This window comes from Polaromonas jejuensis NBRC 106434 (assembly GCF_001598235.1).
GTDB classification, from domain to species: Bacteria; Pseudomonadota; Gammaproteobacteria; order Burkholderiales; family Burkholderiaceae_C; genus Polaromonas; species Polaromonas jejuensis.
In genome coordinates, this window is sequence record NZ_BCYO01000005.1 from 270,553 (window position 1) to 282,040 (window position 11,488).

The 11,488-nt window shown below is 63.5% G+C and carries 13 protein-coding genes and 1 pseudogene; 11 read left to right on the forward strand and 3 right to left on the reverse strand.

The window, feature by feature from the left end:
• Positions 1-56 precede the first annotated feature (56 nt).
• Positions 57-1,193, reverse strand: a complete 1,137-nt coding sequence (gene gbd, locus PJE01S_RS08880; protein ID WP_068832881.1) for a 4-hydroxybutyrate dehydrogenase — start codon at positions 1,191-1,193, stop codon at positions 57-59.
• 71 nt (positions 1,194-1,264) lie between these two features.
• Between gbd and PJE01S_RS26170 the strand changes: the two genes are divergently transcribed.
• Genes PJE01S_RS26170 through PJE01S_RS08890 form a run of 3 tightly spaced genes read left to right on the forward strand, consistent with a single transcriptional unit; the run spans position 1,265 to position 3,227 of the window.
• A complete protein-coding gene (locus PJE01S_RS26170) occupies positions 1,265-1,396 on the forward strand; it encodes a hypothetical protein (RefSeq protein ID WP_281178583.1) in 132 nt (43 codons plus the stop codon).
• Entirely contained in the window at positions 1,397-2,359 is a 963-nt protein-coding gene (locus PJE01S_RS08885; RefSeq protein WP_068832883.1) for an alpha/beta hydrolase, read from the forward strand.
• A 10-nt stretch (positions 2,360-2,369) separates the two neighbouring features.
• Positions 2,370-3,227 carry a YbgC/FadM family acyl-CoA thioesterase gene (locus PJE01S_RS08890; RefSeq protein WP_068832885.1) on the forward strand — a complete coding sequence of 286 codons (858 nt, stop codon included), beginning with the start codon at positions 2,370-2,372 and terminating at the stop codon, positions 3,225-3,227.
• Positions 3,228-3,248: 21 nt separating this feature from the next.
• Here the strand turns inward: PJE01S_RS08890 and PJE01S_RS08895 are convergent, their stop codons facing one another.
• Together PJE01S_RS08895 and ygfZ are read right to left on the reverse strand one after the other, a co-directional pair.
• The gene (locus PJE01S_RS08895) at positions 3,249-4,166 is read right to left on the reverse strand and encodes an NRDE family protein (protein ID WP_084389438.1); all 918 of its coding nucleotides are present in this window, start codon (positions 4,164-4,166) and stop codon (positions 3,249-3,251) included.
• A gap of 30 nt (positions 4,167-4,196) precedes the next feature.
• Positions 4,197-5,159 (reverse strand): CAF17-like 4Fe-4S cluster assembly/insertion protein YgfZ, encoded by a 963-nt coding sequence (gene ygfZ / locus PJE01S_RS08900; RefSeq protein ID WP_068832887.1) that lies wholly within the window; start codon positions 5,157-5,159, stop codon positions 4,197-4,199.
• A gap of 86 nt (positions 5,160-5,245) precedes the next feature.
• Here ygfZ and mltG point away from each other — a divergent pair, with 86 nt between their 5' ends.
• From mltG to PJE01S_RS26385, 8 genes and pseudogenes are all read left to right on the forward strand, one after another.
• Positions 5,246-6,259: an endolytic transglycosylase MltG gene (gene mltG, locus PJE01S_RS08905; RefSeq protein WP_084389439.1), complete on the forward strand. Its 1,014-nt coding sequence runs from the start codon at positions 5,246-5,248 to the stop codon at positions 6,257-6,259.
• 5 nt (positions 6,260-6,264) lie between these two features.
• Entirely contained in the window at positions 6,265-6,966 is a 702-nt protein-coding gene (gene tmk, locus PJE01S_RS08910) for a dTMP kinase (protein ID WP_068832888.1), read from the forward strand.
• 1 nt (position 6,967) lies between these two features.
• Positions 6,968-8,092, forward strand: coding sequence for a DNA polymerase III delta subunit-related protein (locus tag PJE01S_RS08915; protein ID WP_068832890.1), 1,125 nt, complete (start codon positions 6,968-6,970; stop codon positions 8,090-8,092).
• Between the two features lie 61 nt (positions 8,093-8,153).
• Positions 8,154-8,534, forward strand: a complete 381-nt coding sequence (locus tag PJE01S_RS08920) for a PilZ domain-containing protein (RefSeq protein ID WP_068832891.1) — start codon at positions 8,154-8,156, stop codon at positions 8,532-8,534.
• Between the two features lie 120 nt (positions 8,535-8,654).
• Positions 8,655-9,464, forward strand: coding sequence for a TatD family hydrolase (locus tag PJE01S_RS08925; RefSeq protein ID WP_068832893.1), 810 nt, complete (start codon positions 8,655-8,657; stop codon positions 9,462-9,464).
• Positions 9,461-10,132, forward strand: coding sequence for an ankyrin repeat domain-containing protein (locus tag PJE01S_RS08930; RefSeq protein WP_068832895.1), 672 nt, complete (start codon positions 9,461-9,463; stop codon positions 10,130-10,132). Before PJE01S_RS08925 ends, PJE01S_RS08930 begins: the two co-directional genes overlap by 4 nt.
• A gap of 416 nt (positions 10,133-10,548) precedes the next feature.
• Entirely contained in the window at positions 10,549-11,142 is a 594-nt protein-coding gene (locus tag PJE01S_RS08935; protein ID WP_245660686.1) for a mechanosensitive ion channel family protein, read from the forward strand.
• 90 nt (positions 11,143-11,232) lie between these two features.
• Positions 11,233-11,449 (forward strand): annotated as a pseudogene (locus PJE01S_RS26385) (integrase); the annotation flags it as partial.
• Positions 11,450-11,488: the final 39 nt, after the last annotated feature.

The window sequence follows — 11,488 nt, forward strand, 5'->3', positions numbered from 1 at the left end:
TATCAAACGCGCCCCCGTGAGCCGTCAAGCCCCGGGCTTTTCAAATGCCGGCAGCTTTAAAGCGACGCCTCCAGCATCGCCTCGTACTCGTCCGCACTGGCAATCCGCGGATTCGTCTTGTGGCAGTGATCGGCCAGCGCCCCTTCAATAATCTGGCTGAACTGCTCACGCCGCACGCCCATGGCCGCCAGGCCCGTGGGCAGGCCGAGGCGGGCGTTCATGTCTTTGATGGCTTCGGGGATGTCGCTGCCTGAGGCCAAACCCATGGCGCGCGCCATGCGGTCCAGCCTATGCTCTTTCTGCACCGATTCGGCGCCGGCGTTAAAGCGCACCACGGCCGGCAAAAACATGGCGTTCAGCGTGCCGTGGTGCAGGCGCGGGTCCACGCCGCCCAGGCTGTGGCTCAGCGAATGCACGCAGCCCAGGCCTTTCTGGAAGGCCATGGAGCCCTGCATCGAGGCGCTCATCATGTTCAGGCGCGCTTCGCGGTCGCCGCCGTTGCGCGTGGCGCGCTCGATGTGGCCCCAGCCGCGCTCCAGGCCGTCCAGCGCAATGCCATCGGCCGGCGGATTGAAGGCGGCCGACATGAAGGTTTCCATGCAGTGCGCAATCGCGTCCATGCCGGTGGCGGCCGTCAGGCTGGCGGGCAGGCCCAGCGTGAGTTCGGGGTCGCAAATCGCCGCTTTCGGCACGATGTGCCAGGAATGAAAGCCCAGCTTGCGGTGATCGTCCACGATGATGATGGCGCCGCGCGCCACCTCGCTGCCGGTGCCGCTGGTAGTGGGCACGGCGATCAGCGGCGCGACGCGCCCGGTGATCTTCGCCGAACCGCCTTCGATGGTGGCGTAGGCGGTGAGCGGTCCTTCGTGCGTGGCGGCAATCGCCACGCCCTTGGCACAGTCAATCGCCGAGCCGCCGCCCACCGCGATCAGGCCGTCGCAGCCGCCGGCCCGGTACAGGGCGGCGGCTGCGCGCACCGCGGCTTCGGTCGGGTTGGAGGGCGTCTGGTCAAACACGGCTGCTGTCATGCCGGGCAGGGCGTCCAGCGCCTTTTGCAAAATGCCGGCCGCCTTGACGCCGGGGTCGGTCACGATCAGGGGCCGGCTGATGCCGACACGCTCGCATTCCTGCCTGAGCAGCTGGATGGCGCCGAATTCAAACTGGATCTGGGTGACGTAGTAGATGAAGGCCATGGCTGGGGTCTTTCTGCGTTGTACGATGCAGGGCGGTTGACGCTCACCGACTTTACCCGTTGGAGGCCCCCATGAACTGCAAGCAAACCCTGATGGCGGCCAGCTTGCTGCCGCCCAAGCCGGGTTTACACGCGAGCACCATCGGCCTGGGCCAGTCCGCAGCGCCGCCGCAAACCGTGTCAGTTTCCGTGTCTTTCAAATAAATGCATTTCAAATCACCGCAAACCCTGCTGACCCCCGCCATGCGCGACGTGCTCAGCCGCATGGCGCGAGCCGATCGCCCGCCGTTTCACACGCTCACGCCCAGCCAGGCCCGCGCCGCCTACGAGGCCGGATCGGGCGTGCTTGAAATTCCCAAACCCGCGCTGGCGCGGGTGGAGGACTTCAGCATCCCGGCGCGTGACGGTCATGCCTTGCCCGCCCGCTTGTACGCGCCATCGACCCAAGGCCTGCCGGTGCTGCTGTACTTTCACGGTGGTGGCTTCACGATTGGCAGCATCGCCACGCACGACGTGCTGTGCCGCCAGCTCTGCCATCTGGCTGACTGCGCCGTGGTCTCGGTGGACTACCGCCTGGCGCCCGAGCACAAGTTCCCCACGGCCGCCAACGACGCCTGGGATGCCTTGCAATGGCTGGGCACCCATGCGGCCAGCCAAGGCCTGGACGCGGCACGCCTGGCCGTGGGCGGGGACAGCGCGGGCGGCACGCTGGCCACCCTGTGCGCCGTGCTGGCTCGCGACGCCGGCCTGCCGTTGGCGCTGCAGCTCCTGTTTTATCCAGGCTGCGCGGCACACCAGGACACGCCCTCGCACCGCGAATTTGCGCAGGGCTTTGTGCTTGGAGAAGCCGACATCAGCTGGTTTTTCGGCCACTATGTGCGCGGCCCGGCCGACCGTGAGGACTGGCGCTTTGCGCCGCTTAATGCCCCCGACGTGGACGGCGTGGCGCCGGCCTGGTTTGGCCTGGCGGAGTGCGACCCGCTGGTGGATGAAGGCGTGATGTATGCCGACAAGCTGCGCGCCGCCGGCGTGCCGGTGGACCTGGAAATCTACCGCGGCGTGACGCACGAATTCATCAAGATGGGCCGTATCATTCCCGAGGCGCGGCATGCCCATGCGGACGCGGCGCGGGCGCTGCGGCAGGCTTTCGGCAAACATGCCAACTGACTTCGCCACCATGAAACAACAGGACTTTCGCTTTTTTCACCGCCTGCGTGTCCGCTGGGCCGAAGTGGACATGCAGAAGATCGTCTTCAACGCCCACTACCTGATGTATTTCGACACGGCCAGCACGGACTACTGGCGTGCGCTGGGCCTGCCGTTTGAAGAGGCCATGCATCAGCTGGGCGGCGACCTTTACCTCAAGAAGGCCAGCGTCGAATACCACGGCTCGGCACGTTTTGATGACCGGCTCGAGGTGGCGCTGAAATGCGAGCGCGTCGGCAATTCGTCCCTTGTTTTTACGGGCGCCATTTTCCGGGCCGATGCGTTGCTCGTCACCGGTGAGCTGGTTTATGTGTTTGCCGACCCGGCCACGCAAACTTCCAAAGCCGTGCCGGATGCCTTGCGCAGCCTGCTGAGCCGCTTTGAGGCGGGCCAGGCCGTGCTGAGCCTCAAAACCGGGGATTGGGCCGCGCTGGGCAAAGACGCCGCCAAAGTGCGGACCGCCGTGTTTGTAGAAGAGCAGGGCATCCTGCTGGAGATGGAGTGGGACGAGGCAGACGGCACGGCCATCCATGCCGTCGCCTACAACGGCCTGGGGCAGGGCATTGCCACCGGGCGGCTGATCCGGCACGCCAGCGGGGTCGGAAAAATAGGCCGCATGGCAGTCCACCGCGCGCTGCGGGGTTCACATACAGGGCAGAGCATCCTGGAGGCGCTGCTCGATGCCGCCAGACAGCGCGGCGATGCCGAGGTCATGCTTTACGCCCAGTGCAGTGCCGAAGGCTTTTACCAGCGCCTGGGGTTTGCGCCGCGCGGCGAGCCCTTTGACGAAGTGGGCATCCCGCATATTGAAATGTTTCGACGGCTTTGAGCCTGGCCCGGCAGCACCGGGCTAAAGTGCTGGCGCTTTCTCTGCTACTTCCTGCCAAAAAAAACGCTGGCAATTGACCTGTGGCCTCCCCAGGTCGGGGTCGGGCGTTGCGCTGGCCTCTTGCTGCGTTTGCGCCTGCCCGTGGGTTCTTTCCTCCACCCGCACCTCCCAGCAGCGCGGGTGGCCAGCGCCCTGAGGACTGGCCAGCAGCACGGTGCTGCTGCGCGTGCCGTAGGCGTACTCCGGAACATCCACAAAGGCACTGGACAAGGCCTCTTCCAGGGCCAGAGGCACGCCAGTCGCTGGCAGCTGCCGGCGAGCGGCGCGTTCGCGGCTGGCCAGTGCGGCCCACAGCGGCGCCTGCAATGCGTCTGGCTCGGGCCCGGGCCCGTTGGGGCTTGAAGCCAGCGCATGGGCCAGCACGTCTTTCAGCGCCGCCGTTTTGGGCCAGGGCGTATTCAGCGCGGCGTTGGACAAGCCGTAAACACCGGCCGCCAATGGCTGGCTGTGCAAGGTCGGCGCCGCCGCTGGTTGGCCGGCGAATCTGTTCGTGACCCAGCTCCAGGCATGGCGCTGAAAGTCGCCGAGCACCAGGTTGAAGCCGCCGTAGGCCGCGCCGTCCGCTTCCAGCGCCGCAACAAAGCTGGCGGCGTCACCGTCCGCTTCCAGCCAGCGTGTGACCAGTTGGCCCCGGGAACGCGGCGCGGCTTGTGGATTCGCCTCACGCACATTGGTGAGAAACGCCACCCGCCCGCCCGGCGTCATGCCCAGCCAGGTGCCGCCGGCGCGCAGGTCGCGGCCGGAAATGATGTGCTGACCCGATGCGCTTTGCCAGCGGCCCAGCGGCAGGGTCGGACGGTTCAAAAACTCATCCCGGTTGGCCGCAATCACCAGCGGCCAGCGCGCCGAGGCGCTGATGGCAAACGCAATCAGGCACACGATGAAGCCTCCGAATACTTGGCTTAAGGCTCAGATGTCTTCGATCAGGGCGTAGGGCAGGGGCCGCAGCGCCAGGGCCGCGCCCGTGGCACTGCCCAGCGTCAGCCGCCCCGCTTCGGCATGGGCGGCCGCGTCGGCCGCGGCAGAGGTTTGCATGGACACTATGGCATCAAAGCCGCCAGAGGGGTTGGCCGCCGCAGCCGCCACCAGTCCGCAAGGCTGCTCGGCGTCCAGCGCGTGAAACACCTCCTGCCCGACGGCGGGCGCAGCTTCGCTGTGCACCAGATAGGCGCGGCGCTTGAGCGTGCCGCGGAACTGGCTGCGGGCCACGATTTCCTGGCCGGGGTAGCAACCTTTTTTGAAGTTGACGCCGCCTACCGACTCGTAATTGAGCATTTGCGGCACGAAGGCCTCATAAATCGGCTGGGTGATCAGGGCGATGCCGGACTGCACGCTGAGCCAGTGCCACAAGGCCAGGTCGATCCGCGGACCAGACGGCGCCGGCGAGCCGGCAGGCGCACACCACAAGGCGCGCGGTTGGCCGGCGCCCGGGTATAAAACCACCCGAGTTGCATCGCCAATATCGGCCTTGGCCCAGGCAGGATGGGCGCTGCCAGCTATTGATTCAATAGCATCCAGCGCACTTCCAACCACGCCGTACAGCGCAAAATCAGCCGTGGCATCGCTCAGTTTGGCTTTGGTGCGCAGCACGAACATGGACAGGCGCTTGAGCGTGGCGGCCAGAATGTCTCGGCTGCACACCAGCAGGATTTCTTCGTGGCTGCGTTTGAACAGCACAAAGCTGGCCTGCATGCGGCCCTTGGCGTTGCAAAAAGCCGCCAGGCGTGCTTCCGACAGGCCCAGCAGGGCCACGTCCTGCGTCAGCTGGCCCTGCAAAAACTTCACGGCCTCCTCGCCGGCCACGCGAATCACCCCCAGATGGGTCAACTCGGCGATGCCGGAAATGTAGGGGGCAGTGCTGGGCGTGGTCATGGGCTGGTCCGCTGTCGTTGTAGAGATGGGCTGAATTATCATAGCCCTCTGGTTCCGGGTTTCGCCATTGAAAAGGTAGTTGGGTTGTGCGTCGTGTCTTTACAAGTTTGTTGACTCTCGTTTTTACCGGCGCCCTCCTGCTATTGGGTGCGGCTTTGTGGTGGCTGCACCAACCCATGCCCCTGCGCCTGCAGCCGGGCAGCCAGGTGGTGGACCTTGAAATCGAGCCCGGCACACCCGCCAGCGGCGTTGCCGCGGTGGTGGTGGCCAGCGGCGCCGATGTGCCCACACCGCTGCTGCAAGCCTGGTTCCGTTTTTCGGGGCAGGCCCGGCTGATCAAGGCCGGCAGCTATGAACTGGTGCCGGGCACCACGCCGCGCAAGCTGCTGAGCATGCTGGTGCGCGGCGAGGAGACCCTTAAAAATGTCACGCTGGTGGAGGGCTGGACATTTACGCAAGTCCGCACAGCGCTACAAAAAGCAGAGCAGCTCACCCCCGAAACAGCTGGGCTGGGACCCGAAATCATCATGGAAAAGCTGGGCAGGCCGGGCCAGCACCCCGAGGGCCGGTTTTTCCCCGACACCTATACCTATGCCAAGGGCTCCAGCGACTTGGCGGTCCTCAAGCGCGCCGCGCGCGCCATGGACAAGCGGCTGGACGCGGCCTGGGCGCAGCGCAATCCGGATACGCCGCTGAAAACGCCGGAACAGGCGCTGATCCTGGCCAGCATCGTGGAAAAAGAAACCGGCAAGGCTTCCGACCGCGCCCAAATTGGCGGCGTGTTCAGCAACCGGCTGCGCATAGGCATGCCCTTGCAGACCGACCCCACCGTGATTTACGGCCTGGGCGAAAAATTTGATGGCAACCTGCACAAACGCGACCTGCTGGCCGACACGCCTTACAACACCTACACCCGCCTCGGTCTGCCGCCCACGCCGATCGCCATGCCGGGCAAAGCCGCCTTGCTGGCAGCCGTGCAGCCGGCGCCTACCAAGGCGCTTTATTTTGTGGCGCGCAATGACGGCAGCGGCAGCAGCCATTTCAGCGCCAGCCTCGACGAGCACAACCGCGCCGTCAACAAATACATACGGGGGCAATAAACAGTATGACCATGCACGGCCTTTTCATCAGCTTCGAAGGCATAGACGGCGCGGGCAAGTCCACGCACATTGCCGGTCTGGCCAACGCCTTCAGGGCCGAGGGCAGGGCGGTCACGCTGACGCGCGAACCCGGCGGCACACCGCTGGCCGAAAAGCTGCGCGCCATGGTGCTGGGCGACCCCATGGACCCGCTGACCGAAGCCCTGCTGATTTTTGCGGCACGGCGCGACCACCTCGTGAACGTGATTGCACCGGCCCTGCTGCGCGGCGATGTGGTGCTCTGCGACCGCTTTACCGATGCCAGCTTTGCCTACCAGGGCGCGGGGCGCGGTTTTGACCTGAATGTGCTGTCGACCCTGGAGCAATGGGTGCAGTCCGACGAGGGCTTGCTCGGCGACCCGGCCGGCAACAAACCCATGAGACCCGAGGTCGAAACCGTGATCGAGCCGCACCTCACGGTCTGGTTTGACCTGCCTCCCGAAGAAGCCGCGCTGCGGCTGGCGGATGCGCGCGTGCCAGACAAATTTGAGGCCCAGCCGGTGGAATTTTTCCGCCGCGTGGCGCAAGGCTATGCCGATCGCCAGCAGGGCCATCCGGAACGCTTTGCCCGCATTGCCGCCTCGCAAACCCGCGAAAACGTCTGGCAGGCCGTGCGGCAGGTGATCGTCGAAAAGGGCTGGCTGGAAGGGCCGGCTTGCCATGAGTGACATGGCCCATGCAAACGGCCCGAACGTGGCCCCGGGCCACGGGCCGGGCACAAACCCGCCTCTGGCGCCGTGGCTGCAAACCCAGCTGGAGAGCTTGCTGGTCCAGCGCGGCCATGCCTGGCTGCTCAGCGGACCATCGGGTCTGGGCCAGTTTGAACTGGCGCTGGCGCTGGCCCGTGCCTGGCTGTGCGAACAGCCCAGGCGCCAAGGCGCTTGCGGCCACTGCGGCAGTTGCCACGCCGTGGACGTGCACACCCACGCCGACCTCTGCATGCTGATGCCCGAGAGTCTGTCGCTGATGCTCGGCTGGCCGCTGGACGAAAAAACCCAGGACGAACTGGACAGCAAAAAACGCAAGCCCAGCAAGGAAATCAAGGTGGATGCGGCGCGCGAAGCCGTGTCATTCACCCAGTTCACGCGCTCGCGCGGCACGACCAAGGTGGTGCTGGTGTTTCCGGCCGAGCGCATGAACAACGTCACCGCCAACACCTTGCTCAAAACGCTGGAAGAACCGCCCGGCGCCGTCAAGTTCATTCTGGCCACCGAAGCCGCGCACCAGCTGCTGCCCACCATACGCAGCCGTTGCCTGGGCCATACCATGCTGTGGCCCGATTTTGAGCAGGCGCGCGCCTGGCTCCAGCAGGAGATGGCAAAAAGCGAGTCGGAAGGCAGCGCCAAAAAGGCGGCCCGTGCGCCCGAGCCCGCTGATCTGCAGACCTTGCTGGTGGCGGCCGGCGGGCGCCCCGCTGACGCGCTGAGCTGGGCCCAAAACAGCCCCCCGGGGGACGCCGCCCAGCACTGGCAGGCCCTGCCCAAAGCCATGGCCCGCGGTGATGTCAGCGCCCTGGCTGACTGGGCGCCCGCCCAGGCGGTGGATGCCCTGCAAAAGCTTTGCCACGACGTGCTGGCGGTCAGAATGGGCGCGTCACCACGGTTCTTTAGCGCTAAAGACCTTCCTTCGGCCGCAGCGGCGGCCCCGGGCAGGGCCAGCGGCAGCCTTTATGCGCTGGCCAGTTGGGCTAAGGAGCTGAGCGCCATCGCCCGCACCGTGGAGCATCCGTACAACCCGGGCCTGATGCTGGAATCCCTGGTCAGCCGCGCCCGGCTGGCGCTCAATGCCAGATAAGGCGCTGGGCGAGCGCAGCAAATGCATCCCCGCCAGCTGGCCAAACCGATAAACTAGCGCCATGAATCCAACGCCGCCCGTCAGTTCCCACGCCGCAAGCTCCGCCCGGCCCAGTGTTGTTCAGCTGGCCATCAAGGAAAAGGCGGCGCTTTACGCGGCCTACATTCCCTTGTTTACCGAAGGCGGCGTCTTCATTCCCACGACGCGCGGGTACCAGCTGGGTGATGATATTTACGTGTTGCTGACCCTTCCCGAGGACATCCAGCGCTATCCGCTGGCCGGCAAAGTCGCCTGGGTCACGCCCCCCCGGGCGGCGGGCAACCGCACCCAGGGCGTCGGTGTGCGGTTTCCATCCGACGAGAAATCTCACCTGCTCAAGATCAAGATTGAAGAAATTCTGGGCGCCCATCTGGCCTCCGACCGGCCCACGCAGACCATTTAACGGCCCGCATCAAACGCCGTCAGGCGCAGGGCCAGCCAGCGAGCGCTCTGTTATTTATAGCTGCTTGCGCCCGTCCGGCATGGGCTGCAGGCCATTTTTACCAATAAACCAAGTTCCGGCATGTTCACCGATTCCCATTGCCATCTGAGCTTTCCCGAGCTCCAGGCGCAACTTCCACAGATTCGCCAGGCCATGCAAGACGCGCAGGTAGACCGTGCGCTATGCATTTGCACCACCCTGGAAGAATTTGAAACAGTCCACCAGCTTGCCACCGGCTACGACAATTTCTGGTGCACCGTGGGCGTGCATCCAGACAACGAGGATGTGCAGGAGCCCAGCCTCGACGATTTGCTGCTGCGCGCCAGCCGGCCCAAGGTGGTTGGCATCGGCGAAACCGGGCTCGACTATTACCGCCTTGGCGAACGCAGCGTGGCCGACATGGAATGGCAGCGCGAGCGTTTCCGGGTGCACATCCGTGCCGCCCGGCAGACCAGCAAACCACTGGTCATTCATACCCGCAATGCCTCGGACGACACTCTGGCGATCCTGAAGGAAGAAAGCGAGGCGGGAGCAGGGCAGGCTGGCGCCCCAGCAAAGGCGCGCGGTGTTTTTCACTGTTTCACAGAGACCCAGGCGGTGGCCCGTGCCGCGCTCGACCTTGAATTCTATATCTCCTTTTCGGGCATCCTGACCTTTAAAAATGCTGCCGACATACGCGAGGTGGCCCGTTTTGTACCGCTGGACCGCCTGCTGATCGAAACCGACAGCCCTTATCTGGCACCCGTTCCCTACCGGGGAAAAACCAACAATCCTTCTTATGTGCCCTTTGTGGCGCAGCAGATTGCCGAACTCAAGCAACTCTCCGTGGAAACCATCGCGGAAGCCACCAGCCGTAATTTCGAGCAGCTGTTTACGGGAGTGAGTGCATGACCAGCCACCTCATCAATTACATCAAGAAAACTTTATATCTAATTGTTTTTATTGGATTTAGTGCCGCTCACGCCGGCTCTTACGATGATTTCTTCATTGCCGTCAAGCAGGACGATGCGGGCAAGATCAAGGAACTTCTGGCGCGGGGATTTGATGCCAATACGGTTGACCCCGGGGGACAAAGCGGCCTCTACATGGCCTTGCGAGAACCCTCGCTAAAGGTCGCCCAAGTATTGATCGACTGGCCGAAAACCGATGTGAACCAGCTCAACCCCAAGGATGAAAGTCCGCTCATGCTGGCAGCCCTCAAAGGCCATCAGGCCCTGGTAGAAAAATTGATAGAAAAGGGCGCCGACGTCAACAAGACCGGCTGGACCCCTTTGCATTACGCCGCCAGCGCCGGCCAGACAGACATCATCGCCTTGCTGCTCGACAACAGTGCCTATATCGACGCCGAGTCGCCCAACGGCACCACACCTCTGATGATGGCGGCCATGTATGGCACGCCGGAGGCCGTCAAACGCCTGCTGCAGGAAGGCGCTGATCCGCAGCTCAAAAACCAGCAAGGCATGACGGCACTGCAGTTTGCCCAGCGCGCCAACCGCCCGGATTCGGCAGAAGCCATTGCCGCAGCGATCCGCGGCAAGCGGCCAGCGGGCCAATGGTGAAGGATTGGCCAGTGCGCAGTAGCTTGGAAGCTTGTGCCTGGGGACGTGTATGGACGCTGCTTTATGGTGTGGGTAATCCCTAGCCACCACATTCCACGATGTATATTATGTTAAATCCAGAAGGCTATCGAATTGATAGCAGCCTTCACCCGTGCGCACGGAAGCCAGTCGCTGCAAAGCTCTCGCTCCTGACGACAATAGTCGAGAACGGCAAGCAGCTTGAGATCGTCCGCGACAACATGCCGTTCGGCGAAAGCGCCCCTCCTTCTGCAGTCGACCCGGCGAAGCCGCGATCGGATGGATCACTGGCTATTGGTTCTCTGAAACACGAGGGATAGCATGAGCAATCTCCATCGCGAATTGGCACCCATTTCGAGCCTGGACCTGTAGGACTGAAATGACGAGAGTCACCATACTTGAAAGCCTTGTCGATGCTGCAGCTCTTTGACCCCAATCAGATTGTCGGCGCATTGCTGCTTGCCGGCATCCTCGTCCTTGTCGGGATCTTTCTGTCGTGGCTCGTTCGCCGACTGATCAGAGAAGCGCTGCGGCACGATCAATCGGAACGCATCGATCAGATCACGCTTTCCTTTCTGAGCCACCTCACGATTCTGGTGATCTGGATTCTGCTGATTATCTTTTATGCCCATCTCATACCCGCGTTAAATCGGCTCGGAACGGCGTTATTGGCGGGTGTCAGCCTTATGTCTGTGATCGTAGGTTTTGCGGCGCAGAAGACGCTCGGAAATCTCGTCGCCGGGATAAGCCTTGTGCTGTACAAGCCATTCCGTCGTGGTGATCGTGTTCAGATTCAAGCGCCTACTGGAGACGGCCATGAGGTCGGTGAGGTTGAAGACATCTCGCTTGGCTATACCTTTCTCAGGACGGATGATGGGCGAGAAATCATCATCGCCAATGGTTCGATGGCCCAGCAGACGATGATCAAACTCTCCGGGCCAAGCGCTGGGCAGCGCGCAAAATCGGAGACTTCTTCTGGTCAAGGCTGTTGACCGGGTGTTTCTGGTCGATGACCAGGAGGTCGCAAGCTCTCTTACGCGCGCGAGCGGGGAAGTCGATCCGACTGAAGCTGCATTCAGACTCACCGCATCGCCGTGCTGTCGAAAGCGCACCAGCTGCGTGAACTAAAGAATCCGTACCACAACCCCAAGGCGGACGAACTGTTGTCGCGCACCCGCAAGGCCTACGCCAAGCGCGACGCCCTGCCCCGAAAAAAGACGCGCTGACCAAAGACCCGCTGCCGGCGATCCTGGCCGCGACGATTCGCTGCGCGGCAAGCGCGACCTGCTCCTTTTTTCTTGAAGCGGAGTCCGGAAGGGTATGTTTACACGCTGGCCT